Source organism: Gemmatimonadaceae bacterium (genome assembly GCA_016720905.1).
GTDB lineage: Bacteria > Gemmatimonadota > Gemmatimonadetes > Gemmatimonadales > Gemmatimonadaceae > Gemmatimonas.
Genome location: JADKJT010000029.1, coordinates 12,468 through 38,631, shown reverse-complemented (window position 1 = coordinate 38,631; position 26,164 = coordinate 12,468). Strand labels below are relative to the sequence as shown.

The window sequence follows — 26,164 nt, the reverse complement described above, 5'->3', positions numbered from 1 at the left end:
GTTGACGTGTTTCCTTATCGCGCCTTGGCGCGATCGGCGCGCGCTGTCGACGGCGCGGGGGCCGAAGCGGCATCCGTTCCCGCCCGAATGGCCCGACTCTGCGCTTCCGCGGCGCCACGCGGATAGCGCGACTCGATGTACATCAGAATGGGTCCCGCCACGTAGATCGACGAGAAGGTGGCGACAAACACACCGAACGCCATCACCCACGCGAACGGGCGAATCACCTCACCGGCCACCAGCAACAGCGCCAACGTGGCCGCCAGGGTCGTGGCATGCGTCATGATGGATCGCGGCAAGGTTTCGTTGATGGAGCGATCGAGCACCTCGGGCAGCGATTCACCCTTTCGCATCTTGCGCAGGTTTTCGCGCACGCGGTCGAAGATGATGATGGTGTCGTTCGCCGAATACCCCAGCAACGTCAGGATGGCGGCCACCACCGTCAGCGAAACTTCGATGTTGAGCAACTTGATGAACGCGAGCGTCACCAGGATGTCGTGGGCCGTGGAGAGCACCGCCGCAAGCCCGAATCGCCAATCGAACCGAATCGCGAGGTAGATCAGCGTGAACAGCGAGGCGAGCAACATGGCCTTGAACGCGCCGGAGCGCAGTTCACTGCCCACCTTGGGCCCCACCGCTTCGGTACGCACCATACTGACCGCTCCCGCACCGTACTTCTGCGTCAATGCCGAGACGATCTTCTTGGAGATGCCTTCAGCACCGGCCGCTTGCGCCTCCACCTGCTTTTCGTCACGGGCCCGAATGGTGTAATCCAGCTCCGTGCCGAACTGCTGAATCTCGGCCCCGGTAATGCCAGCCTGATCGAGTGTCGAACGGATCACGGCCACATCAGGCTTCTGCTTGAACTGCACCTGCATCAGCGTGCCGCCGGTGAACTCAATGCTGTAATTCGGCCCGCCGGTAGTCACGTACGTCACCAGACCCGCGGCGATGAAGGCCGCCGTGAGTCCGGCCGCCAGGCGACAGTGCTTGAGGAAGTGATACGTGGTGTTGTGAAAGATGCGAATCATGGCGTTCTCAGATGCTCAGGGTCTGGACACCGCGGGAGCGGTTGAGCCACACCAAGAAGAAGGTCTTGCTGACGAAGATCGCCGTGAACAGCGACGCGACCAGGCCGGCGACAAGTGTCACGGCAAAGCCGCGCACTGGCCCCGTGCCGTACTGGTACAGCACCATGCCAGAGAGAATCGTGGTCGCCGACGTGTCGATGATCGCGCTGAGCGCGTGCCGGAAACCTTCATCAATCGAGAGGCGCACGGACTTTCCGTGGTCAAGCTCTTCGCGAATACGCTCGAAGATCAGCACGTTGGCATCGACCGCGATACCGACCGACAACACGAACCCGGCCAATCCCGGCAGGGTCAGTACGGCATGGAATCCCGCCAGCATGGCGAGGGTGTAGATGAGGTACAGCAGCAGTGCGGAGACCGCGAGGATTCCGGCAAAACGATAGTAGCCAATCAGGATGACGACGATCAGCAGCATCGCGATGCCCAGCGCGAGCACGCCCTTGTTGATGGAATCCGCGCCAAGACTGGCGCCAATGGTGCCGTACTGCGCCACCTTCAGCGGCACGGGCAGCGCGCCCGCGCGCAGCACGAGCGCCAGATCCTGCGCGGCCTGCAGCGATCCGCCGCCCAGCGTGATCTGTCCATTGCGTCCGATGGCACTATTGAGCACCGGTGCCGTGACCACGCGCTGATCGAGCACGATGGCCATGTTGTCCTTCACATGCTTGCCCGTCTCGCTCTTGAACCGTCGCGCGCCTTCGTTGTTCAGCGTGAACTGCACCACGTTGCCTTCGACCGGATCGGTATTGGGACGCGCATCGGTGAGGGCGTCGCCTTGGATGATCGGTCGCGAATCGAGGACATAGAACGCGAAGAAGCGTTGCGCACCATTCACGAGCGAGTCGACACCCCACCGAATGGTCTTGCCCGGTGGCATGGCATCCTGAATGGCGGGCAGTGCCAGCGCCTGCGAAATGGCCGCGTACGCGGCTTCCGGCACGACGTACATCCCGGGCATCTGCCCCGGCTGCACGTTGGTCGAGAAGAGTCCGCCCGCCACCGCCTTCGCGGCGGTGCTGTCCTTGCCCGCGCTGTCCTTCCCGACCGCCGCCACGGCTTTCCCTGTGCTGTCCTTGGTCGAGTCGGTCTTCTGCGTGAGCAACGACGTCACGCCCACCGACTTCGCGGTATCGCCGCCCGCGATTTTCGCCGAGGACACCATGATGTTGGCGTTCTTCGCGATCTCGTCGAACCGTGGCGCGACGCGCTCGAATGCCTGCGACTTGTCGACAATCTGGAATTCCAGAAACGCCGACTTCTGCACCAGTTCGAGCGCGCGTTCGGGATCGTCAATACCGGGCAGTTCGACAATGATGCGGTTGTCGCCGGCCTTCTGCACGACGGGCTCGGAAACGCCGAACTCGTCGATACGCTGACGAACCACCTTCAGCGCCCGATCAAGGGCTTCAGACTTGTTGGCGACCGCCTGCTTGGATTCGTCGATCTCGAGTTCCAGGTGCATGCCACCCTGAAGGTCGAGACCGCGCTTGAGCGGAACCCGGTTGACGGTGTCGTACACGAACACGCCGTTACGCTTGACGCGTTCGACGACGGTACGCGGAAAGAGAGACCACGCGGAAGCCGCGAGGAGTCCCACAATGAGCGCGAGGCGGTACTTCAGGTTCGCCATCGATGCCGGTGGCCAGGGGTGGATGGTGGATGGTGTTCGCAACGAGCGGACACGCCATCCGGTGAACTCGGTCGCACACCCAGCGACGTCATGGGCGCGACCGGGAAGAACGGGAACAGCAACAGCGTCGACGCATACGGGGACGGTCCCCCGAAGTACGCCAAGCCTCGTAACTTAGGGCGTATTCGCTCCTTCCGGTAGCCAGCCACGCATCCTGGTTGGCGGTTCAGTCGCGAATGGAGGGCATCAGTACCTCGCGGGCGGCCGTTTCGTCGTGCCTGAGCTGATCCTGTAGAGCCGCTGCGTCGGCAAACGACCTCGTGTCACGGAGGCGCCGGATGAGGTCAATGCGCACGGAGGCGCCGTACCAGTCGTGCGACGCGTCAAATACGTGCGTCTCGATGCGTCGGGCAGGATCCCCAAATGTGGGGCGTGCCCCGAGGTTCAACATGCCTTGGAATTCGCCCTGCGGAGTCTGGACGCGCACCGCGTAGACGCCGTCCGGTGGCAACAGCTTGTTCGGCGGAGGCGGATCGAGATTCAGGGTGGGGTACCCCAGCAAACGGCCTCGCCGATCTCCGCCGATCACTCGTCCGCTCAGGCAGTAGGGTCGACCGAGGCCCTCGGCCGCTCTCGCCAGATCGGCATCGGCGATGGCCTGTCGGATCGTCGTCGACGAAACGGCCTTCCCGTCGGGACCGGCCACGGGTTCCAGCAGCGTCACCCCGAACCCGCGCTGGCGGCCGAGTGCACGCAGCACCTCACTGTCTCCCGTTCGCCCGCGGCCAAATCCGTGGTCGTGTCCGATCAGCAACTCCGTCATGGAAAATCGCCCGCGCAACACGGCATCCACAAACTGCTCGGCACCGAGGGCGGCCAGTCCCGGCGTGAATGGCAGGACGGCGACGTACGACACCCCGGTCTGCACGATGACCTCGAGCTTTTCCCGAAAGGTCGTCAGCAGCGGTGGCGCGGCGGCGGGATTGACCACTTCCAGTGGGTGCGGGTCGAACGTGATGACCACACTGGGTCGACCAGTGGCCTCGCCGCGGGCGGCGAGGCGCCGCAAGACGTCCTGATGTCCACGGTGCATCCCGTCAAACGTTCCCACCGTAACGACGGCGCCGGTGGCACCGATCGGCAGGTTCATCGGCTCCGACCGCGCCGCCTCACTCACGCGTCGACGCCCTGAAGGACCACGCGCGGCTGCCAGCGATCCCCCAGCACCGGATCCACCACGCGATCGGCGATGCCCACCACCTGGCCGCCAGACAGTAACGCGGCGCGAGGTCCCGGGTGATGCGCCGGTACCGCACGACCGTGTGACAGCGCGAGCAGGGCCGCCTCGTCAAGCGGCTCATGGGCCATTGGCTCCAGCAGTCCGAGCGGCGAACGCAGCCCAATCGTCCCGTCAGCGATCGCCCCGGGCGTCAGCGCATCGAATCGAACCGCCTCGGTCACCAGCGACGGTCCACTGGCCACGCGACGCAGTTCAGCACAGTGCGCGGCACTCTGCAACGCACGACCCAGATCGCGCGCCAGTGCACGCACATACGTGCCACCGGCGCACGTGATGCGCACACGGATACACGCGAGTTGCTGTTCGAGCGTCTCCCACCGGTGCACGGTCACCGGCACGGGCGCGAGATCGACGTTTCCTCCACGCCGGGCGACGGCGTAGGCCCGTTGACCATCCACATGCTTGGCCGAAAATACCGGTGGCACCTGATCGAACGTCCCTGTCAGTGCGGACATCGCTGCCGCGACGGCCGCTGGCGGTGGTGGCGCAGCGCACCGCACCACGCGGCCTGTGGCATCATCCGTGTCCGTTTCGCTGCCGAATTGGACCAGTGCATCGTAGACTTTCGGTTCGCCCGCCACATAGGGGAGCAATCGCGTGCACGCCCCGACGGCCACGACCAGCAAACCGGTCGCGAACGGATCGAGCGTCCCGGCGTGTCCGACGCGCCGGGTGCGCGCGGCGCGACGCACCGTGCTCACGACATCGTGCGAGCTGATGCCCGCCGGTTTGTCGACGAACAGCACCCCCCTCACACGCCGATCACTCGGGGTTGCCCGACTCCCGCTCATTGCGCACCTGCGCGAGCAGTTGCTCGATCCGGGACGCCCGCGCGATGCTCTCGTCGGCCTTGAAGTGAATCTCCGGCGCATTGCGCAATCGCAACGACTTGCCCAGCAACGAACGCAAATGCAGCGCGGCGCTGGCCAGCCCTTCGAACGTCGCCTTCACCGCCGCGTCACCACCCATCACGCTGACAAACACCGTCGCGTGTCGAAGGTCGCGGGTCACGTCCACGGCCGTGACCGTGACAAACCCGCGAATACGCGGATCCTTCGCCCCATCCGCGAGGAAGGTCGCCACCCCCTCGCGAATGGCTTCGGCCACGCGGTCAGGCCGCCGCGGTTCGCCCATGTGTGCTCCTCAGGACTTTGCAGCCTGATCGAGAGTGCGGGCGACTTCCTCAGTCCGATAGCACTCGAAGACGTCGCCAATCTTGACGTCGTTGAAGTTCTCGATCCCGATACCGCACTCGTAACCTTCCTTGACTTCGTTGACATCGTCCTTGAAGCGGCGCAGCGACGCAATGGTGCCATCGTACATCTCGACGCCATCGCGAATGACCCGGATGCGGCCTTTTCGGTTGATGTTGCCGCTGCGCACGATGCAACCCGCGATCACGCCAACGCGCGCCACCTTGAACGTCTCGCGCACCTGCGCTTCGCCAAAGACGACTTCGCGCGATTCGGGACGCAGCATCCCTTCCAGCGCCAACTTCACATCGGCGACCGCCTCGTAGATGATCTTGTACAACTTGATGTCGACGCCTTCGCGCTCCGCCGCTGCCCGCGCGTTGTTGTCGGGCCGCACATGGAAGCCAATGATGATGGCGCCAGATGCCTTGGCCAGCAGGATATCGCTCTCGGCAATGGCGCCCACACCCCGGTGGAGGATCTCCACCTGGACTTCGGGATTCGACAACTGACCGAGCGCATCGGCGAGCGCTTCGGCCGGACCACCCTGGTCGGCCTTGATGATCAGCCGCAGCTGCCGCTTCTGGCCTGCCGCCGCGTGCGACATGAAATCTTCCAGCGACACCACGCCACGCGTCGTGCGACGGCTCTTCGATTCGCGATCGAGACGTTCCCGTCGCTGCGCAATCTCGCGCGCGGCGGAGGCATCTTCGACGACCAGCAGTTGATCGCCCGCCATCGGCACGCCTGTCAGACCGAGAATCTGCACCGGAATCGCCGGTCCGGCCTCCTTCACCGGCTTGCCACGCTCGTCAAGCAGCGCGCGCACCCGACCGGAGTAGATGCCACAGATGTAGTCGTCGCCAACCCGGAGCGTGCCGTTCTGCACGAGCACCGTCGCGACCGGTCCCTTGCCCTGATCCAACTGCGCTTCCACCACCGACCCGATGGCCCGTCGTGACGGATTGGCCGTCAGTTCGAGGATATCCGCCTGCAGCAGGATCTGGGCGAGCAACTCATCCACACCCGTTCCCTTTTTGGCGGAAATCTCCGAGTGCAACACGGTGCCGCCGAACTGCTCGAGGACGACATCATGCTGCAGCAGGTCCTGCTTCACCTTGGCGATATCCGCCGTCGGCAGATCCACCTTGTTGATCGCGATGATGATCGGCACGCCCGCGCTCTTGGCGTGGGAAATCGCCTCGACCGTCTGCGGCATCACTTGATCATCCGCCGCGATGACGATGACCACGATATCGGTGACATGTGCGCCACGGGCGCGCATCGCCGTGAACGCTTCGTGACCCGGTGTATCGAGGAACGTGATCTGGCGGTCGTTGCCCACCTGCACATGGTAGGCACCGATGTGCTGCGTAATGCCGCCAGCCTCACCGGCCACCACATTGGCCTTCCGGATGTAGTCGAGCAATGACGTCTTGCCGTGATCGACGTGACCCATGATGGTCACGACCGGCGGCCGGGGTCGCAGATCCTCCTTGGCATCCGCTTCCACCGTCTCCAGCAGATCCGCCGCGTAATCGCTTTCCTTGACCGCCTGGAAACCGAACTCGCTGGCGATCAGTTCGATCTGATCAAAATCCAATCGCTGATTGATGGTGACCATCAACGCGAGCGTCTTGAACGCAAATCCGACAATCTGGGTGGCCGAGATGCCCAGCGTCTGCGCCAGTTCGGAAACGGTGATGAACTCGTTGACGCGCACCGTCTTGCGCTCGCGCTCCACGGCCGCCACGCGCTGCGACTCCATCTCTTCGCGCATTTCCGTGCCGAAGCGTCGACCACTGCGCCCGCGCTGCACGGGACCGCGCATCGCCGTCATCGTCTTCGAGATGTTCGCCGTTACCGCTTCCTGATCCACCGAGCCGCGCTTGCCCTTCTTGCCGCGACGCGCCGACTGACTGCTCGCCGCTGCGGCGCTGGCGCCTTGACCCCCAGGTTGAGCACCTGGTGCTCCACCCTGTCCACCCTGCTGACCGCCAGCGCCCGGCATCCCGGGTCGGCGGTCATCGCGACGCTGACCTTGGCCCAGACCACCACCGGGTGCTGCCGACGCGATCGGGCGTGCCGTTCCGAAGTTCGGTGTTCCGCTTGATCCGGCGCGCGGGCGCGGAGCGCCAGGAACGACCGGACGAGGACGCGGCCGATCGGGCGACAGCGGCGGCGCCGCTGGCGACACAACCGCCGCCGCGTCTGCCGTGGGGATCACCGGTGACACCGGCGGCACCTTCGCGGACTCGATGACCGGGGCCGACGTTGGCGGAGTGTCCGCGACCGGAGGTGTCGTCGCCACTACTGGCGCCGCTGCCTTGGGCTCTTCGCTGACGTTGGTTGCCGATGCGGATGGTTCGACGGCGGTCGCTTCCCGCGCGGGAGCCACGACGGCAGGCTTCGCCGGCGTCGCGGGTTCCGCGACCGTCTCAATCGAAGACTGGTCCGACTCGGCTGACGTGTCGCGATCGGGCACGGCGGCGGAGCGCCGCACTGGTGCGCTTGTCGGCGGCGCACTGGGCGGTGGCGACTGCTCCACGACCGTTGCGGTGGGTGCTTCCTCCACTGCCTCGGCGACCGCATCCGCACCATCCAGCGCGCCATCCGTTTCCGAACGGCGACGACGGCGAACCGAATGCGCGACCGGCTCGGGCTGCACTTCCGCGACGACGGGCGCCTCGGGCGCTGCGCCCGTCCGACGTCGACGTGGCGTCGCGACGGGTGCCGGCTGCGCCTTTTCAGCGCGCACGCGTTTTTCGCGCTCCCAACGAGCACGAATACGGGAAACCTGATCGTCAGTCAGCAGCGACAAATGGCTGCGAACCGGAACGTCCATCTGGCGCAGCAGCGCGATCACCTCGTCTGCCGAGATGCCGAACTCACCTGCCATGTCATGCACACGAAGCTTGCTCAACCCGTCCTCCTACCGCGAAACGCGCGTCGCGTCGCCCGCCGGGGCTGCCCCGGCCACGGCGCCACGGATACCGCGCGCCAGCGCCTGATCTACGATACCGACAGCGGCAGTCGTGTCCCGACCCACCGCGCCGCCCAACTCGGCCGAACTCGGCCACTCGATCACTTCGATGCTACGGGCCCGGAGCACCGGGGTCACCTTGTCGAGACTGTGTCGCGAGACATCCATCGCCACCACTGCCAACTGCACGGTGCCCTTCAATGCCTCCAGACGCACCCGCTCCGCCCCCACCACCACCAATCGGCCGCGAACACCGAGCCCGAGCAAGCCAAGCACCTTGCGGCGCGCGGCCTCATCGAGTGCAGCGCCGCTGACCGCGTTCACCCCGGTTCCGTACCCGTCGACGGTCCACTGTCAGCGTCATCTTCCATCGTCAGCTCGTCGATGATCGCCATGATTCGATCGGCTTCGACCGGCGCAATGCCGGGCAACCGCAGCAAATCATCGCGATCGAGGTCGAGAATATCGTTGAGCGTCTGATACCCAGCTTCCGCGAGCACCGCGACCGTGGACGTTTCCAGTCCCTCGATCTCGTTCAGCGGCACATCGGCATCCGCATCGCCTTCTTCCGGCAGCGGCGCGAACAGTGGCGCCTCACCACCCTTCTCCATCCACTCGCGACTCGAATACAGATCGATCTTCCAGCCTGTCAGCTCGGACGCGAGACGGACATTCTGCCCGTTGCGGCCAATGGCGAGCGACAGCTGATCCTCGTCCACGACCGCTTGGATCGTTCGCGTGACCGTATCGCTGAACACGCGCGCGACGCGCGCCGGTGCCAAGGCCAGCTTGGCAAAGCGCTCAGGATCGGGCGACCACGGGACGATGTCGATGCGTTCACCGCCGAGTTCGTTCACCACGGCCTGCACGCGGGACCCCTTCAGGCCCACGCACGCCCCAACGGGATCCACCGCTTCATCGCGCGACGTCACGGCAATCTTGGTGCGGCTGCCGACTTCACGTGCGGCGGCCTTGATCTCGACGATGCCCTGCTGAATCTCGGGAACTTCCAGCTTGAACAACGCCTGCACAAAGAGCGCATCGGACCGACTCAGAATCAGGCGCGGCCCCTTGGGGGTGTCCTCGACACGCTTGAGCACCGCGCGCACCGGTTCACCCTGATGGTAATGCTCGCGATGATTCTGTTCCCGATACGGAATGATGGCTTCCGCCTCGCGGAACTTGTTGAGCATCACCACAAGCTTTCCCCGCTCGATTTGCTGCACTTCGCCCGACAGGAGATCGCCGACCCGCCCCGAGAATTCGTCACGGATGCGCGAGCGCTCGCCCTCGCGGACACGCTGGATGATCCGTTGCTTCGCGGCTTGCACGGCCGTACGGCCGAACTCCGCGAAATCCACCGGGATCTCCATCACGTCCCCGACCTGAAACTCCGTATCCTCGAACCGCGCCTCTTCTAGCAGTACTTCACGCGAAGGGTCGGTGACCTCCTCGACCACCGTCTTCAGCAGGACGATGCGGATGGAGCCCTTGTCTTCGTTGATCTCGACCTCGGCCTGCACATTGGCACCATGCTTCTTGGCCAGAGCGGCGTGAATGCCGTCCTGGAGGAGCCCATGCAATTCCGTTCGATCGAGCTGCTTCGAATTGGACAGTTCGCGGAACGCTGCCAGTATCTCCGCCGATCCGACCATCCGCTCTCCCCTATCGTTTCCAGTGGAACGCCAGCCGCGCCTGCGTAACGTCCGCGAGCGGAACGTGCGTCTCCCGCCCCTTCGGATCCCGCACATGTGCGACTGCCGCGTTTCCCTCGCCCTCGAGGCCGAGAATTTCGACCTCCTGTTTGCCACCAGCCAATGCTGCGCACGTCACCGTGGCCTGGCGTCCAATGAACCGGCGCCAGTCCGCCGCAGACCGAAGAGGCCGATCGGCCCCCGGCGACGACACTTCGAGTACATACTGCTCACTCACCAGCGCGCCCGCTTCCAACCGCGCCTCAAGGGCACGAGAGGCGCGGGCGCAGTCTTCGATCGTTACCTTCGTGCCGTCTCGCCGATCGATCCGGATCTCCAGCACCGGCCGCGAACGGGAGCCGCCGCGTCGGAGTTCAACCAGATCGAATCCCAACGCGTCAAGCTCTTCAACGACAATGGGTTCGCTACTCTCGCCCATCTGCCGACCTCAACTGCTGAAAAAACCACCCCAGAATAAAAAAGTGTGGGGACCTTCCCCACACTTCAGCCACCCGCGCGATCCGGGTGAAGCACGTCACCTTCTTTGTGGAGGTTCCGCCGTAGATCCGGAACCTAGGGTACGTGCGGCACAAGGTCAAGATGACTCATTGGACGGCAGGCGACATTATCAAAGAATCAGCGGTCTGGTGTGCCTCGAGCGCGATCACGCCCAGCTGGCGCCCGGTGTCACGGCCGCGATGGCTGAAGAAGCGCGCCTGGTCACAGCGCGTGCAGCGTGCGCTGACGGTGAGGTGGCGGACTCCCTGGCGGGTGGCCTGCTCCCCCAGAATCGCGCGGACGTCGAGAAGCCCCCTGGCCCGGCGCACTCCGAGGGTCGCCTCGAATACTTCCGGCCCGACCTCGTAGCAGTCCCCGCATATCGCAGGACCGAGATGTACGTGGCACTCATCCGCCGGGCAACCGAGGCCGGACATCGCGTCCAGCCCCACGCGGAGGATCCCGCCGGCGGTTCCGCGCCAACCCGCGTGCAGCGCCGCAATCACGCCGCGCGGATGCGAGATGAAGACGGGCGTGCAGTCGGCCACGGTCACCACGAGCGCGGTCCCCGGTTCCTCCGACACGTGACCATCGACGCCGCGCACACGAAGCCACCCGCGCCACCCGCCGACGTGACGGACGACGTCGGCTCCATGTACCTGCACCGCACTTACCACCCGGTGAATCCCGCGCGCCGACAAGGCGTCGAGCAGTCCGTTCCAGCGCGTCATTGCCGCACTGACCGACTCGTCAGATCCGAGCCCGAACGAGCCGGCCTGCCGTGTGGTCGTGCACGCAAGGATTCCTGTTGGCACATCCGGAACCGGCTCGGCCGACTCCAGGGGCGGCGCGTCGTCCGTCAACATTGAGTACCCTCAGCGCGGACTGAATTCCACGCGGGTGATATGCGCGCCAAGTGCCCCCAGTCGCTCTTCCACGCGTTCATAGCCGCGTTCGATCTGCTGCGCATTGTTGATGCGACTGGTCCCCTCGGCGCAGAGCGCTGCGAGCAGCATCGCCATGCCCGCACGGATATCCGGGGACTCCACCGTGCTGCCGCGCAAACGGGTGGGGCCCGACACGATCGCGCGATGCGGATCACAGAGCACGATTCGCGCGCCCATGCCGACGAGCTTGTCCACAAAGAACATGCGGGACTCGAACATCTTCTCGTGCATGAGAATCATGCCCTCGCATTGCGTCGCCGTCACGATGGCAATCGACATGAGATCAGCCGGGAACGATGGCCACGGCTGATCCTCCAGCTTCGGCACGTGGCCACCGAGGTCGCTCTGGATTACGCGCGACTGGTCCGCCGCGACCAGCAAGTCATCGCCTTCGATCTGGCAGTGAATACCCAGGCGTTCGAACCCCATGAGGGTGCTTCGCAGGTGCTCGACCCCGGCGCCCGCAATGCGCAGGGCGGAACGCGTCACCGCCGCGAGTCCGATGAATGATCCCACTTCGATGTGGTCAGGGCCGATGGCATATGTCGTGCCACCGAGCGAACGGCCACCGTCAATCGTGTAGACATTTGAACCGATCCCGTCGATGCGCGCGCCGAGTGCCACGAGGAATCGCGCGAGGTCCTGCACATGCGGTTCACTGGCGGCGTTGCGCAGCACGGTCCGCCCGGACGCCGCCACCGCCGCTACCAGTGCATTCTCCGTCGCCGTCACACTCGGTTCATCGAGAAACACATCGGCGCCCTTGAGCCCCTTGGTGGTGAAGCGAAACCGTTCGCCCAACTCGTATTCGGCCCCCAGGGCTTGCAGCACGTGGAAATGGGTATCGAGGCGTCGGCGCCCGATCACGTCCCCGCCGGGCGGCGACAGTGTGACATCACCGCACCGAGCCAGGAGCGGGGCGGCCAGCAGGATCGACGCCCTTATGCGGGCGCACATGACGGGATCGAGATCGCCCGCATGCACCGATCGCGCGTGAATGCGCAGCGCGTTGGGGCCCGTCCACTCGCATTCCGCCCCCGTCGTGCGAATCAACTCGACCAACGTCTCGATGTCGCGGATCCGCGGCACGTTGTCCAGCTGCACGGGCTGATCGGTGAGCAGCGCCGCAGCGACGATCGGCAGGGCGGCATTCTTGTTGCCGGCCGGACGAATGGTTCCCGAGAGGCGGTGGCCTCCCTTGACAATATACTGGATCGCTGGCATGCGAGCGGGCTTGGAGAGCAAACATTGCACGTGCGGCGGAACGCGGCAGGCGCGTCTGGAAGGATCACCGAACGGAGTCGTCATCGTCAAGCGGTTGCTTGCCCCACATCCCGAGAACGCTTAGATCACTACCAATGGGTTTCGGCAATATGGTCTCACTTCCCCTGCTGGACGCCATCGCCCCGTCGGATACGATCATTGCACGAATGGTCTCCGAACGCGGAGTGCTGGATTGGACGAGCGGAATCCTCCAGCTCGTCGTCTTGCTGCTGGAGCGTCGCCACGCTCGCCACCATGGTGTGGCTCCTGATCACGGTGCGCCGCGGCGTGAATCAGGTCAACGGAATCCTCACGGACTTTGCCACGGAAACCCGACCGCTCATTGTCGCCGCGACGGCCGTGGTGACCGATGCACGGGAAGTCGTTGCCATGCTCCGTACGGATGCCGAGCGCATTACCGATGCGGCCAGCGAGATCAGTGAACGCCTCCTGGACGCGGCCGACACGACCGCCCAGCGCGTCGACGACGTCAATGCCGTCCTGGACGTGCTGCAAGGCGAATTGGAGGACACCGCGCTGGCTACGGTTGCCGCGGTCCGCGGTGTGCGTGTCGGTGCCCGCGCGCTGACCAAGCGGCACCGACATCGTCCGGATGACGCGCCTGACGCCTAGGGCCGTGCCCCTTGCGGCGATCCTGGCAGCAGCGCTTCTGGCACTGCTGGTCCCAACGCCGTTGTTCGCCTGGACACCAGGCACGCACGTCTTTCTCGGTGATGCACTCCTGCGGAATCTCACGGTGTTGCCAGGACACATCGCCGAACTGCTCGCCGCGTTTCCCAGCGACTTCCTCTACGGCTCCATCGCGGCCGACACGAGTATCGCCAAGAAATACGCCGAGGTCGGGCGTCACTGTCATTCGTGGCACATCGGCATGGAAATCCACGAGGACGCGCGCCACCCTGCGCTGCGCGCGTTTGCGCTCGGTTACCTCGCCCATCTCGCAGCGGATGTCGTGGCGCACAACTTCTACGTGCCGCGCCAGTTGGCCGTGACGTCGAGCACCGCCGCCGTGGGCCACAGTTACTGGGAATCGCGTATCGACACGCACATTGGTGATCCCTGGCCTCGGCGCGCGCGCGAGTTGCTGATGCTGGACCACAGCGGGTCCGACCAACACCTCGACCGTATCCTGAGTCCCACGTTGTTCGGGACCGCCACCAATCGACGCATCTTTCGCGGCATGGTGTACGTGACGGATACGGACTCGTGGCAGCGGATCTTCCAATTGGTGTCGGAAAACAGCCGTTGGGATCTGACCGACGCCGATGTGTCCCGATATCTGGTGCGATCCTTCGACTATGTCGTGGATCTGCTGTCTCGCTGGGACGCGAGTGAGCCGTTCAACTACGATCCTTCCGGTGACGGGCCGCTGCGGGAAGCCAAGAAGGTGCGACGATTGGCGCGGCGACAGGGCGGCGATGTGCGGGCCGCGCTCAAGGCCGATCGGATGTTCGGGCTTCCCGTCTCGACGCTACACCATGCGGCCGACTTGCCGGAACCGTTGTTTCAACCGACGCGGCCAGCCAAGATCTGACCGAGACGCCGCGGATCGGCGGCGCCCTTCGATTTTCGCATCACGACGCCAAGCAGTACACCCTGCAGCTTCGCTTCCCCGTTCAGGAACCGACGAGCCTCATTTGGCATCTCGGCAAATACCTCGTCAATCCACGCGATGAGGGCGGCATCATCAGACACCTTGAGCAAACCTTCGCGCTCCGCCAGTTGGGCCGGCTCGGCGTCTTCGTCAAGGAGCATGCTGAAGAGCTGACGCGCCGCCGTATTGGAGATGGTGCCATCCGCCTCGAGGCGAATGAGGGCACCGACGCGCTCGGCGGACACCGGAGGGACCGCGATGGATCCCCCTCGGGCATTCACGGCCGCCAACACCACGCCCAGCACCCAGTTGGCGGCGCGCTTGGCGTCCCGCGACGTCGCCACCACCTGTTCGTAGTAATCGGCCAACACCGAGGACGCTGTCAGTTGTTCGGCGTCGGCCGCGGGCGGGCCACCGGCCGAGACGAATCGCTCGCGGCGGGCGCGCGGCAACTCGGGCACACTGGCACGTTGCGCATCGATGAACGCCTGGGTGAGAACCAACGGCGGCAGATCGGGATCCGGGAAATACCGATAGTCGTGACTTCCCTCTTTGCTGCGCGCCGGGCGAATCTCGTTGCGCACGCCATCCCAGAGCATCGTTTGCTGCACAATCTCCCGGCCGGCATCGATCGCGGTGCACTGTCGCGCATACTCGATTTCGATCGACCGTTCAACGCCGGAAAACGTGTTGAGATTCTTGATCTCGGTCTTCGTCCCCAACTGTCGGTCGCCGAATCGCCGCACGGAGATGTTGACATCCACGCGCAACGAGCCCTCTTCCATGTTGGCGTCTGACACGGCGGTATATTCGAGGATCTGCTTGAGCTGCCGCAGATACCGGCCCGCATCCTGGGCCGAACGCATGTCAGGCTCCGATACGATCTCGATCAATGGCGTGCCGGCGCGGTTGAGATCAATCGCGGTGTAGCCTGGGAACCGATCATGCACGGACTTGCCGGCATCCTCCTCCATATGCACGCGTGTGATGCCGATTGGTCTCGTGCCTGTCGCGTCATCACCGACATCGATCACCCCCGCAGTCGCCAGCGGTCGATCAAACTGCGAGATTTGATAGCCCTTCGGCAAATCGGGATAGAAATAATTCTTGCGCGCGAATACGGACGTGGCGTGCACCTCGCATCCGAGCGCGAGCGCCGCTCGTGTCGCCAACAGGACTGCGTGAGCGTTCAAGACGGGGAGCGCGCCAGGCAACCCGAGGCACACAGGACACGTGTTGCGATTGGGCGAATCGCCGAAGGAGGTCCGACACCCGCAGAAGATCTTTGTGGCGGTCGCCAGCTGGCAATGCACTTCGAGACCGACCACCAGTTCATAGTCGGTGGTCATCGGTGCGCCGCCTCGCCGAGCGCGTCCTCAAGCACGTGTGCCACGCGAAACATGGTCGCCTCATCAAAGTGCGCGGCCATCAGCTGTCCGCCTACCGGCAAGCCGTCGATACGGCCAATCGGCTGCGACATCGCCGGCACACCGGCAAGATTGGCGGTCGCCGTGAAGATGTCACTCAGATACATCTCGTACGGATCGGAGACAGCGCCGAGCGCAAAGGCCGTGGTGGGCGTGGTGGGTGTGAACAACGCATGTACTCCGGACGCGAACACCCGCGAGAAATCCTGCGTGATCAAGTCGCGCACGGCCTGCGCGCGCCGGTAGTACGCGTCGTAGTACCCGGCGCTCAGGACATACGTACCGAGGAGGATTCGTCGCGTCACCTCGGCGCCGAAACCGCCTGAACGCGTCGCCTCGTACATGGATCGCAATCCCTCCCCCCCGATGCGCGCCCCGTACCGTACCCCATCAAATCGTGCGAGGTTGCTGGAGGCCTCAGCCGGCGCGAGGATGTAGTACACGGGGATGGCCAGGGCCGTATTGGGCAGGCTGACGTCCCGCACCTCGGCACCACGCGCGCGCAGTCGCTCCAGCGCCGCATCGCACAAGGTCCGAATGCGAGGGTCGAGTGATTCGGGGAAGTACTCCAGGGGTCGACCAATCACCACGCCCGCCAACGACGAGTCCGCACGGTCCGGGATCGTCGGCACTGGCACGTCGACCGAGGTGGCGTCGTGCCGATCCACGCCGGCCATGACCGTGAAGACACGCGCGGCATCACTGACACGACGTCCGAACACGCCCACATGATCCAGAGACGATGCAAAGGCGACAAGACCGTAGCGACTGACGCGCCCATAGGTCGGTTTCACGCCGACAATGCCGCAGAACGCCGCGGGTTGGCGCACGGAGCCGCCCGTCTCCGAGCCCAGTGCAACCGGTGTCACGCCCGCTGCCACTGCCGCCGCGGACCCGCCGGACGACCCCCCTGGAACCCGCGTGGGATCGATCGGGTTTCGCGTTGGTCCGAATGCACTGTTCTCCGTTGATGAGCCCATCGCGAACTCATCCATGTTGGTCTTGCCAATCACGATCGCGCCTGCTGCACGCAGGCGCTGCACAACCGTCGCCTCAAACGGACTGATGTATCCGGCGAGGATCCGCGATCCGCATGACGTCGGCAGGTGATGGGTCGCAATGTTGTCCTTGACCAGCAGCGGTACCCCGGCCAGTGCCATCGCGGTGCCGCGCATCACGTGCGACTGCACGACGTCCGCGTCGTGCGCCGAGCCCAGTTCATCCACGGCGAGCACCGCGTTGAGTCCATCAGGCCCGGCGGCGCGCGACTGGATGCGGGCCAGGGCGGCGTTCGTAAGGTCACCCGGCGCGCACAGGCCATCATTGACCGCGTCGGCCATCGCGCCGACGCCCCGGTCCAACAGCGCATCGGCCAGCGGCGTGTCAGGCGAATGTGTCATGACGTCGGTGATGGGTCGTCGATGGCATCCGCCACTCCGGCACCCGGCGCAGGGACTCCGGCGGCACCGTGGGTATCCAGTCGCGGGACCAGGAAGAACCCGTCACGCATTGCCGGTGCAAACGCCGTCCGCGCGGCCTCGGTCACGCCAGGCATCGGCACGTCGTCGCGCAGTGGCATCGCCCGCGCGGCCGTCTCGCCCGCATGGGGCACCGGCAGCTCGACTCGCTGCAGGACATCCATGTGGTCGAGAATGCCATTGAGTTCCTCAACCAACGACGGAATGCGTGCCGCGCTCAGCCCCAGTCGTGCGAGCGTCGCCACGTGCCGGACATCGGACTCGGAGATACTCACCTACTCCCACCCGCGTTCAAGTTTGGCTTGCGCCACGACCAGGGTCTTGCGACCAACCTCGTCGTCGTCAAAGTCGATACGCACTTTCGCATCGCGCCCCGCGCCGGTCAACTCGGCAATCGTCCCCGTGCCGAACTTCGCGTGGCGCACCCGTTCGCCAACGGCGAACCGTGGCGCGTCCTGCGATTCATCCTCGGGCTCCGGTGCCCGCGGACGTGCGGCACGATCACTCCACTGCACGGGCGCCTTGCCAAAGGGAATCTCGCCATTCGACGAGGTGCCGCGATAGGACGCACTCCCGTATGGACCCGCAGCACGCTTCACGCCCCCCGCGGCGGCCCCGCGATTGTAGCTGCTACGTCCCCAGCCGTCGTCGCCAGACGTCGGGCGACTCTGGTATCCTCCCCGTCCTTCCGAGCGCGCACGTGCGGACTTCTGTCGTTCCGCGAGGGATGCTGTAATCGCGCGAAGGAAACGGGATGGCACCGAGAACATCATTTCCCCGTTGCGGCGGCGCTGCTCCGCGCAGGTCAGATACAGCTTTCGTTCAGCCCGGGTAATGCCGACATAAAACAGGCGACGTTCCTCTTCCAACTGCTTCGGATCTTCCGCCGCGCGAGCCAGCGGGAAGAGGCCATCCTCCAGGCCGGACACCACCACAAGCGGGAACTCCAGGCCCTTCGCGTTGTGCATGGTCATCATGGTCACGGCATCCGCGTCGGGATCAAGCCGGTCGATACCGGTCACCAGCGTCGCTTTCTGCAGGAAATGATCCAGCGGCGTAAGGCCCACTTCCCCGCCGTCATCCGCCACGACTTCGGCGGCGCCGGCAATCATCTCGCGGACATTCTCGATGCGTTCGAGGCCCTCCTGTCCTTCGGCCCGCAGGTGATCGGCGTACCCGATCTGATCAACCAACAGGCGCAGCAGTTCGTCGACCGACGCGTCCGCGGCGAGCAGTCGGAAACGCTGCACGACCGACACGAATGCCTCGAGCGACGTGCGGGCCGCCGGTCGCAGGGCGTTCAGGACATCCGACTGCGAGGCCATCGCCAGCAACGAAAGTCCGGCGATGGACGCGCGTTCCGCCAACAACGCCACCGTCGCATCACCCAGTCCACGACGCGGTACGTTGATCGCGCGCCGAAACGCTTCGTCGTCCGCCGGATTGGCGATCAACTTGAGATACGCCATCAAGTCGCGAATCTCCTGGCGATCGTAGAATCGGACGGCGCCGACCAATCGGTAGGCGATCATCCGTCGACGAAACGCATCCTCCAGGGCTCGGCTCTGCGCGTTGGTACGATAGAGGATGGCGCAATCGCGCCGCGCCCAACTGCCACGCGCCGTCCGCTCGAGCACGATGTCCGCAATGACCTCCGCCTCATCGCGCTCATCCAGCGTCTCAATCAGCGTCACCGGTTCTCCGGGCGCTCGCGTTGCGCGCAGGGTCTTGCCGCGTCGCTCCGTGTTCTCAGCAATCACCGCATTGGCCAGTGCCAGCACATTCGGCGTCGAACGGTAGTTGTCCTCCAGGCGCACAATTCGCGCACCGGGAAAGTCGCGTTCGAAGTTCAGGATGTTGCGAATGTCCGCACCACGCCAGCCGTAGATGGACTGATCGTCATCGCCCACCACCATCACGTTCCGATAGCCACCACCCATGAGGGCGACGAACTGGTACTGCGCCGCGTTGGTATCCTGATATTCGTCCACCAGGACGTAGCGAAAGCGATGCTGATAGTGCGTCCGCAGGGCCGCGTCCCGTTGCAGGGCGCGCACCGGCAGCACCAGCAGGTCGTCGAACGTCACGGCGTTTGCCCGTTCCAGCGCCGATTCCAGGTCGCTGTACACGCCGGCCACGACCTGTGAAAACGGATCGCGCGCGGTGGTGGCGTATTCACTGGCGGACACCAACGCGTTCTTGGCGTCGGAGATCGCCGCCAGGACGGCATTCGGACTCCACTGCTTCACACTCACCTGCCGCCGCTCCATGACGCGCTTGCACGCGGTGAGGGAATCCCCCTCGTCATAGATCGTGAAATTCGGCTCGCGGCCCACGAGCGGCGCGACTCCGCGCAGCATCCGCGCGCCGAGGGCATGGAACGTCCCGCACCACATGCCGCGTGGCTCGCGCCCAAGCTGCGCAGTGATCCGCGCCCGCATCTCCCCGGCGGCCTTGTTGGTGAATGTCACCGCGAGGATTTCATGCGGCGCCACGCCGCGCTCGGACATCAGACGAACGATCCGTGAGGTCAGGACGCGAGTCTTTCCGGAACCGGCACCAGCCAGTACCAGCATCGGACCCTCGTCGTGCGCCACAGCCTCCCGCTGCGCCGGATTCAGTCCGCGCACCAGTTCCTCCTGGTTCCGCGTTGGTGGCGCAATGTCAAACAGTGAACCGGTCCAGCCCGTCGTTGTCATCCGGGCAAGATAACGTCGAACGCCGCCCCCCGATCAGTCTCGGCGAGCAGAAGTTTTCCGCCGTGATTCTCTTCAACGATTCGTCGGGCCAACGACAACCCGATGCCCCATCCACGATCCTTGGTGGTGAAACCGGCATCGAAGATTCGCTTGCGCAACGCGCGTGGAACGCCGGGGCCATCGTCGGCCACCCGAATGCGCACGCCGCCCTCCGGCAGCGGATTGGCCGACACCACCACTTCCCCATCACGACCGCCGAGGGCATCAATGGCATTCTTGATGAGCACTTCGAGCACCCATTCCAGCAGGACACCGTCACCCTGCCGCACGAGCGCCCCTTCAGGATGTTCGCTGCGAATGTGCACCTGACGGGCAAGCGTCGGCGCACGCGCGGCGAAATACGCCGCCAGACGGTCCACCAGGGCGGCGCAATCGACGGCATCGTTCCGCGTGGGCCGGCCAATACGCTCGAATCGGTGCGAGACCCGTTCCAACCGGGTGAGATCCTGCGTCATCGCCTCCACCGCGCGTCGAGCGGTCGGCGCGGTGGCCTGCTCACCCAGCAGCTCGAGCCACCCCGCCATCGCCGACAGCGGCGTGCCCAGTTGATGCGCGGCCTCTCGCGCCATGCCGGCCCAGACTTTTTCGCGTTCCGCGCGTCCGCGCTCAACCAGCGCGTACAGGCCGAAGGCGAGCAACAGTCCGATACCGGCGGCCTGCAGCAACGGGATGACCCGCAAGCCGCGCACAATCGGGCTATCGCCATAGTGCACGCCGCCAAACCCCGGCTCCAGAATCGGCGCGTTCCGACGATCGAGCTCTTTCACGAACGCCATTGTATCGAACACACGATCTACGGGAAGATTCGCGGCGGCCGAGACCCGTCCGTCGGCATCGGTCACGATCAGCGGCAACCCCGACTCCCGAACCTGCTTCGCCAGCTCGAACAATACCGGCGTCTTGTCCTCTCCCGCGGCACTCGTGTCCAGCAGCGCACGATAAATGAGCGAATACATGCGACCCTGTGTCGCGGCATCCACGCGCAATTGCGTCACCACATGCTGGGTATATCCCACGTACCAGGCGAGCAGGGCCAGCACGCCCAGCACCACGAGCACCACCGGCCAGCGACGACGACGCATCCGTTCGCGGTCAGCCGACGTCGACTACGCGGATTCGCATCGACGGCAATCTCATCGCAGTTCGGCCCGACCAAGATATGATTGCAGGGCATCCGGAATGCGCACCGAGCCATCGGGTTGCTGCCAGTGCTCCAGCAGGCTCGCGATGATGCGCGAAAACGCCAACGCCGACCCATTGAGGGTGTGCACAAGCCGCGGCGATTCACCCGGCGCGGGACGATACCGGATGTTGGCGCGTCGCGCCTGAAAATCGGTGAACACACTGCAGCTCGAGACTTCAAGCCATTTGCCAACGCCGGGTGCGAACACCTCTAGGTCATACGTTTTGGCGCTGGCGAATCCCGTGTCGCCGGCGGCCAGGAGCACCACGCGATACGGCAGGCCGAGACGCTGCAGAATGACTTCGGCGTGTCCGGTCAGCGTCTCGAGTTCCTGCAGTGACGTCTCCGGCGTCGCATAGCGCACCAATTCGACCTTGTCGAATTCATGCACCCGCAACAGTCCCCGCGTGTCCTTGCCGGCCGCCCCCGCTTCCTGACGGAAACAGGCGCTGAACGCGCAGAAACGCTTGGGCAGATCGGCGGCCTCAAGGATCTCGTCGCGATACAGATTGGTGACCGGCACCTCGGCCGTGGGGATGAGGAACATGTCCTGATCGCGCAGCGCATACATGTCGTCTTCAAACTTCGGCAACTGCGCCGTCGCCGTCATGGAGGCGCGATTGACGACCAACGGCACCCAGCATTCTTCGTAGCCGTGTTCCTGCGTGTGGATATCGAGCATCATGTTCATCAGCGATCGCACCAGGCGGGCGCCGGCACCGCGATAGACGATGAAGCCCGACCCGCTGATCTTTGCGCCGCGCGGCAGGTCGAGGACGCCCAAGGTCTCGCCGATTTCCCAGTGCGGCTTGATCGCCGCACCATCCGTGCGCGGCGTACCCCAGCTACGCACGACCACGTTGGCGGACTCGTCGCCCTCCGGTACCTCGGGCAGCGTGATGTTCGGCAATTCGAACAACAGCTTCTGCACCGCCGCTTCGGCGTCCAGACGTCGCTGATTCAGCGTGGCAATCGTCTCGCCAATAGTGCGACCCTCGGCGATCTGTGCCGACGCGTCCTCGCCGGCCTTGCGGCGCTGGGCGACGTCTTGTGTCACCTTGTTTCGGCGCGCCTGCTGTGACTCAAGCTCGGTAATCGCACCGCGCCGTTCGCGCTCGAGCAGTTCGGCCTGATCCAACAGGGGCGCCAACTCGGCGAGTTTGCCGCGACGGCGCATCCCGTCGCGCAGGAGGTCAAGCTGATCTCGCAGCAGGCGAATATCGTGCATGTCAGAAACGAAGTGTCGAATTCAGTGGAACGAGGAGACTCCTCAGTCCTTGGGAACGCCGGCCACCAGCGACCGATAGCCGCAATTCCGATTGACCAGCGTGCGCATGAGCAAGCGGCGTTCCGTCACGTTGATTTCGTCGATGGTGAGCTTGGCGTAGAAGGGCTCTCCGTAGACGCATCCCGAGTTGGCGAGCCGAATGGTGATCGTCTCTCCCACGGCCAACGTGGTTGAGCTGTCGGTCACATAGCCCTTGTCCGTCGCGCGCTGAATCTGCTCGTAGGCCCCCGGTTGCCGCACGAAGCCAAGCGATGGCGCGCCCGCGGGCGGCAACGGCACAATAAGGCGTGCCGGCAGCACCAGCACTTTCCCCGCCGGCGTGATGTCGAAGGCGACGTCGAAGTTGAGCGAGCCATTCGCCAGCACCTGTGGACGCACCAACGATTCCGAGGTGAACTGGTAGCCCGCGGGGAGCGCCGACGAGGAACCACTGAGCGCCCACACGTCGTACTGCCGGTCGACGTTTTCGTAGTTTGCCGGCGTGAGGAAGCTGTCGCTTCCACCACAACGAACCAGCATGGCGGCGGCGGCGATCAGGGCGGGCAATGACATGGCGCGCCGCGAGAATGGGCGCGCGCCGAACAGACGAAGTATCAGGGTAGTCCCCATGGCAGAAGCGAGGTTGGAGGTTACCGCCCAACTCGTGTCCGGGCAAGCGGTTCGGATGCTTGACTTCACCCCGCAGTGCGGCCAGCGTTCCACCATGGCGACCATCCGGGATCTGGTCAGCGCGCTTCGGCGTCGCGACGGCGTTGATGCAGCAATCGTGTTGGGACGCGACGGCCTGCTTATCGACGGAGCAACAGAGGGGGCACTCGACCCGGAAGGGTTGGCGGCGCACGTGCCGCCCATGGTAGTGGCCGCTGTCGACATGGGCCTGGCCTCAGGGCGTGGCGACTTCGGGCTGATGGTGCTCGAGTACTCCGGAGGCACGGCGGTGGTGACATCAGTCTCGCCTGATGCCTTGCTGCTTGTGTTGCTCCGCCCTTCGGCGAATCTGGCCGCCATGTTGTTCGACTTGCGCCGACACCGCGCGCAGATCGCGGCGTTGGCCTGAGCACGACCCACTCGCCCAAGGCCGAGGAACGCGTCGAGATCCTCGTCGTGGACGATGAGCCGCACATTGGACTCATCCTCCGCACGCGCCTCGAGCAGGGGCCATTCCGTGTGTTGTTGGCGAGTGACGGATCCGGAGCATTTGCCCAGCTCGCCGCTCATCCCCAAATGGCCCTGATCATCCTCGACCTGATGTTGCCGGGCATGAGTGGCCAGGAGATCCTGACCGTGCTGCGTTCGGATGCCCGGTGGCGCGAGGTACCCTGCCTGATTCTGACCGCCGCCGGACAAGACGCGCAACTGCGCGCGGTGGAAGCCCTTGGCGTGTCGGGGGTGATGACCAAGCCATTCAGTCCTCGCCGGCTCTACGAGCGGGTGGTGACACTCACGCTGGCCGAAACGTCCTCGTTGCAGGAAACCGCCCCCGCTGCGCTCGTCGATATGTCCTCGCTCTCTTCATGACCAACGCATGATTCGCTGGAATGTGGTGCTCGCTGGTGGCGTGGGGTCGCGGTTCTGGCCGCTCTCCACCCCGGACAGACCCAAGCAATTGCTGCCGCTGATCTCGTCGGCCCCCATGCTGCGTGATTCCATCGATCGGCTGCTGACGCTGGCGCCGCTCGAACGCACCTTGGTGCTCACCAACGCGTCGCTGCGCGATGCGGTGCTGGTCATGGAGCCGGGCTTGCCGGCCGAGAACGTGATTGCCGAACCGCGACCGGCAGGAACATGCGCGGCACTGGCGTGGGCGGCACGGACCATCGCGGCGCGCACCGGTCCGGAATCGGTGATGGTGTGCGTACACGCCGACTGGGCGATTGGTGATGTGGATGGCTTTCAACGGACCCTGGCCGAGGCTGCCGAGATTGCCTCGCGCGAACACGCCTTGGTCACGGTGGGCATCGTGCCGACCCGACCAGACCCGGGATTCGGCTATATCCAGCCGGGCGAGTTGCTGCGAGACCAGATCCGTCGCGTCGCGCGTTTTGTCGAGAAGCCGGATCGAGAACGCGCCACCACGATGGTCGCCGACGGATACTTCTGGAATTCCGGCATCTTCGCGTGGCGCGTTGGCGATCTGCTGGACGAAATCCGGGCGCACACCCCCGAAGTGCAACCGGCACTGGATGCCGCCGGCGATGACCTGAACGCGTTCTTCCAGCAGGTGAAGTCCATTGCCATCGATGTGGGAGTGCTTGAACGCAGTCATCGCGTGCTGGTCATTCCCGGCCGGTTCGGATGGGACGATGTCGGTACTTGGGCCGCGCTGCATCGCGTACGGGCACTCGATGAGGCCGGCAATGCCTCCAATGGTCCGTCGTTCCTGCTCAAGGCCCGCGACAACGTCGTGCACGCCGAAGGCACGACGGTCGTGCTGTATGGGGTGAACGATCTGGTGGTGGTGGCCCGTGAGGGCGTGGTCATGGTGACGACCCGCGAACGAGCGGCCGATCTGAAGGTGTTGCTGGATGCGCTGCCACCGGAGCTCCGCGGGCCGTGATCGTTCTCTATGACGACGCGCAGGCGCGCGAGTTCGAACCGTTTGCCACCACTCGACCGATCAGCGAACTGCGCGCTGGCGCTTTGCTCGGCCGCGAGCGGTGGGCATTGTGGTTCGGTCGGCGCGTCGATGCGTGCATCGCAGCGCCACATCTCGCGCATTTCGCGGAGTTCGATGCCCCGCCGATGGCCAGCCTGCCGTTGCCGGCGGAGACGTGGCTGGTGAATGCCCGCGCCCTTCCCGTCCTGGGAACGGCGACGGCCGACGCCGCCGACGCGATCTACGTCGGCTCTCGGGTGGCGGCGGTGCGATTGCGGGCGCCACTCTCGACCGCGGCATTGCGCGATGGCACACTGGCGCTCGAGTCATTGGTGCCGATCGACGCGGTGGTCAGGTCGGTGGATGGTGTGTGGCTGGACGCCGTGTGGGATATCGTCCGGCATCTGTCAACGCAATTGGTGCAGGATGTGCCGGCATTCGCGGCGGCGCTCGGCGCCACGCCGCTGCCCGTCTCCCTGCTCCCGCACAGTCCGCAGATCATCGGCGAGGCGCCGGTGTATGTCGAAGCCGGCGCGAACGTCGAGCCGTTCACTGTGTTTGACACGCGCAGCGGTCCGGTACTCCTGCGGCGCGGGGCGACGGTACAGGCGTTCACCCGTATCGTCGGCCTTTGCTATATCGGGTGCGACACAAATGTCTCGGGCGATCGCATTGCGGCGTCGTCCATTGGCGATACCTGTCGCGTGCATGGGGAGCTGTCCATGTCCGTATTCATCGGACATGCCAACAAGGGCCATGACGGATTCGTCGGTCATTCGATTCTGGGGCGCTGGGTCAACCTCGGCGCCGGGACGATTACCAGCAACCTGAAGAACACCTATGGGACCGTCGCCATGTGGACTACGGCTGGTGCGGGCAACACCGGATTGCAGTTTGCCGGTACGTTCTTCGGTGACCACGTGAAGACGGGAATCGGGATGCGACTGACCACGGGCTGCGTTCTGGGCGCCGGTACCAACGTGATGGATGCCATGCCACCCAAAGCCGTTGCACCATTCTCCTGGGGCACGCGCGCGCCGTACGCCCTGTTCGAACGGGACAAGTTTCTGGAGACGGCGACGCGCATGATGGCCCGTCGCCAGATCGAACTCGACGCACGTCAGCGCGCCCATTGGGAATCCGTTTACGCGCACGCCATCGCCGACCATCGGTGGCCGACACGCTGATGGCCGACGTGGCGCGTGCGTAAGGATCGGGC

At 64.9% G+C, this 26,164-nt stretch carries 24 protein-coding genes; 6 read left to right on the top strand and 18 right to left on the bottom strand.

The features are described 5' to 3' along the window. Positions 1 to 14: 14 nt before the first annotated feature. The 11 genes from secF to murA form a co-directional block, all read right to left on the bottom strand. Entirely contained in the window at positions 15 to 1,031 is a 1,017-nt protein-coding gene (gene secF, locus IPP90_16765) for a protein translocase subunit SecF (protein ID MBL0172339.1), read from the bottom strand. A 7-nt stretch (positions 1,032 to 1,038) separates the two neighbouring features. Next, the gene (gene secD / locus IPP90_16760) at positions 1,039 to 2,721 is read right to left on the bottom strand and encodes a protein translocase subunit SecD (GenBank protein ID MBL0172338.1); all 1,683 of its coding nucleotides are present in this window, start codon (positions 2,719 to 2,721) and stop codon (positions 1,039 to 1,041) included. Between the two features lie 226 nt (positions 2,722 to 2,947). Beyond that, on the bottom strand, positions 2,948 to 3,898 hold the full coding sequence (locus IPP90_16755) for a bifunctional riboflavin kinase/FAD synthetase (GenBank protein ID MBL0172337.1): 951 nt from the start codon (positions 3,896 to 3,898) through the stop codon (positions 2,948 to 2,950). After that, positions 3,895 to 4,767: a tRNA pseudouridine(55) synthase TruB gene (truB, locus tag IPP90_16750; GenBank protein MBL0172336.1), complete on the bottom strand. Its 873-nt coding sequence runs from the start codon at positions 4,765 to 4,767 to the stop codon at positions 3,895 to 3,897. The genes IPP90_16755 and truB overlap by 4 nt, the downstream gene beginning before the upstream one ends. 16 nt (positions 4,768 to 4,783) lie before the next feature. Beyond that, positions 4,784 to 5,155, bottom strand: a complete 372-nt coding sequence (gene rbfA / locus IPP90_16745) for a 30S ribosome-binding factor RbfA (protein ID MBL0172335.1) — start codon at positions 5,153 to 5,155, stop codon at positions 4,784 to 4,786. Between the two features lie 9 nt (positions 5,156 to 5,164). Next, a complete protein-coding gene (gene infB, locus IPP90_16740) occupies positions 5,165 to 8,137 on the bottom strand; it encodes a translation initiation factor IF-2 (protein MBL0172334.1) in 2,973 nt (990 codons plus the stop codon). Between the two features lie 9 nt (positions 8,138 to 8,146). Next, the gene (locus tag IPP90_16735; protein MBL0172333.1) at positions 8,147 to 8,521 is read right to left on the bottom strand and encodes a ribosomal L7Ae/L30e/S12e/Gadd45 family protein; all 375 of its coding nucleotides are present in this window, start codon (positions 8,519 to 8,521) and stop codon (positions 8,147 to 8,149) included. Next, positions 8,518 to 9,852, bottom strand: coding sequence for a transcription termination factor NusA (gene nusA / locus IPP90_16730; protein MBL0172332.1), 1,335 nt, complete (start codon positions 9,850 to 9,852; stop codon positions 8,518 to 8,520). The genes IPP90_16735 and nusA overlap by 4 nt, the downstream gene beginning before the upstream one ends. A 10-nt stretch (positions 9,853 to 9,862) precedes the next feature. After that, positions 9,863 to 10,330 carry a ribosome maturation factor RimP gene (locus IPP90_16725; protein ID MBL0172331.1) on the bottom strand — a complete coding sequence of 156 codons (468 nt, stop codon included), beginning with the start codon at positions 10,328 to 10,330 and terminating at the stop codon, positions 9,863 to 9,865. Between the two features lie 166 nt (positions 10,331 to 10,496). Then, entirely contained in the window at positions 10,497 to 11,120 is a 624-nt protein-coding gene (locus IPP90_16720) for a polyphenol oxidase family protein (protein ID MBL0172330.1), read from the bottom strand. Positions 11,121 to 11,264: 144 nt separating this feature from the next. Then, positions 11,265 to 12,560, bottom strand: a complete 1,296-nt coding sequence (gene murA, locus IPP90_16715) for a UDP-N-acetylglucosamine 1-carboxyvinyltransferase (protein MBL0172329.1) — start codon at positions 12,558 to 12,560, stop codon at positions 11,265 to 11,267. A 294-nt stretch (positions 12,561 to 12,854) separates the two neighbouring features. Between murA and IPP90_16710 the strand changes: the two genes are divergently transcribed. Both IPP90_16710 and IPP90_16705 read left to right on the top strand, forming a co-directional pair. Then, positions 12,855 to 13,232 (top strand): hypothetical protein, encoded by a 378-nt coding sequence (locus IPP90_16710; protein MBL0172328.1) that lies wholly within the window; start codon positions 12,855 to 12,857, stop codon positions 13,230 to 13,232. Then, positions 13,213 to 14,154 carry a zinc dependent phospholipase C family protein gene (locus tag IPP90_16705; protein MBL0172327.1) on the top strand — a complete coding sequence of 314 codons (942 nt, stop codon included), beginning with the start codon at positions 13,213 to 13,215 and terminating at the stop codon, positions 14,152 to 14,154. Before IPP90_16710 ends, IPP90_16705 begins: the two co-directional genes overlap by 20 nt. On the opposite strand, the gene gatB is transcribed toward IPP90_16705, so the two are convergent. Genes gatB through IPP90_16670 form a run of 7 tightly spaced genes read right to left on the bottom strand, consistent with a single transcriptional unit; the run spans position 14,127 to position 22,958 of the window. After that, on the bottom strand, positions 14,127 to 15,563 hold the full coding sequence (gene gatB / locus IPP90_16700) for an Asp-tRNA(Asn)/Glu-tRNA(Gln) amidotransferase subunit GatB (GenBank protein ID MBL0172326.1): 1,437 nt from the start codon (positions 15,561 to 15,563) through the stop codon (positions 14,127 to 14,129). The two genes, IPP90_16705 and gatB, sit on opposite strands and share 28 nt — an antisense overlap. Then, positions 15,560 to 16,981 carry an Asp-tRNA(Asn)/Glu-tRNA(Gln) amidotransferase subunit GatA gene (gene gatA / locus IPP90_16695; GenBank protein ID MBL0172325.1) on the bottom strand — a complete coding sequence of 474 codons (1,422 nt, stop codon included), beginning with the start codon at positions 16,979 to 16,981 and terminating at the stop codon, positions 15,560 to 15,562. The genes gatB and gatA overlap by 4 nt, the downstream gene beginning before the upstream one ends. A 56-nt stretch (positions 16,982 to 17,037) precedes the next feature. Further along, entirely contained in the window at positions 17,038 to 17,394 is a 357-nt protein-coding gene (gatC, locus tag IPP90_16690; protein ID MBL0172324.1) for an Asp-tRNA(Asn)/Glu-tRNA(Gln) amidotransferase subunit GatC, read from the bottom strand. Next, complete coding sequence (locus IPP90_16685) at positions 17,395 to 19,818, bottom strand: UvrD-helicase domain-containing protein (GenBank protein MBL0172323.1); 2,424 nt, start codon at positions 19,816 to 19,818, stop codon at positions 17,395 to 17,397. Then, positions 19,815 to 20,960 (bottom strand): HAMP domain-containing histidine kinase, encoded by a 1,146-nt coding sequence (locus tag IPP90_16680; GenBank protein ID MBL0172322.1) that lies wholly within the window; start codon positions 20,958 to 20,960, stop codon positions 19,815 to 19,817. Before IPP90_16680 ends, IPP90_16685 begins: the two co-directional genes overlap by 4 nt. A gap of 51 nt (positions 20,961 to 21,011) precedes the next feature. Continuing rightward, complete coding sequence (gene serS, locus IPP90_16675; GenBank protein ID MBL0172321.1) at positions 21,012 to 22,289, bottom strand: serine--tRNA ligase; 1,278 nt, start codon at positions 22,287 to 22,289, stop codon at positions 21,012 to 21,014. A gap of 42 nt (positions 22,290 to 22,331) precedes the next feature. Then, the gene (locus tag IPP90_16670) at positions 22,332 to 22,958 is read right to left on the bottom strand and encodes a hypothetical protein (GenBank protein ID MBL0172320.1); all 627 of its coding nucleotides are present in this window, start codon (positions 22,956 to 22,958) and stop codon (positions 22,332 to 22,334) included. A gap of 55 nt (positions 22,959 to 23,013) precedes the next feature. Between IPP90_16670 and IPP90_16665 the strand changes: the two genes are divergently transcribed. From IPP90_16665 to IPP90_16650, 4 genes are read left to right on the top strand one after another with little or no spacing between them, the layout of a single operon-like run. Continuing rightward, positions 23,014 to 23,406 carry a roadblock/LC7 domain-containing protein gene (locus IPP90_16665; protein ID MBL0172319.1) on the top strand — a complete coding sequence of 131 codons (393 nt, stop codon included), beginning with the start codon at positions 23,014 to 23,016 and terminating at the stop codon, positions 23,404 to 23,406. Positions 23,407 to 23,453: 47 nt separating this feature from the next. After that, positions 23,454 to 23,867, top strand: coding sequence for a response regulator (locus IPP90_16660; protein ID MBL0172318.1), 414 nt, complete (start codon positions 23,454 to 23,456; stop codon positions 23,865 to 23,867). 7 nt (positions 23,868 to 23,874) lie between these two features. Then, positions 23,875 to 24,906: a mannose-1-phosphate guanylyltransferase gene (locus tag IPP90_16655; protein ID MBL0172317.1), complete on the top strand. Its 1,032-nt coding sequence runs from the start codon at positions 23,875 to 23,877 to the stop codon at positions 24,904 to 24,906. Further along, positions 24,903 to 26,132, top strand: coding sequence for a hypothetical protein (locus tag IPP90_16650; GenBank protein ID MBL0172316.1), 1,230 nt, complete (start codon positions 24,903 to 24,905; stop codon positions 26,130 to 26,132). Before IPP90_16655 ends, IPP90_16650 begins: the two co-directional genes overlap by 4 nt. The last annotated feature ends 32 nt before the right edge of the window (positions 26,133 to 26,164 follow it).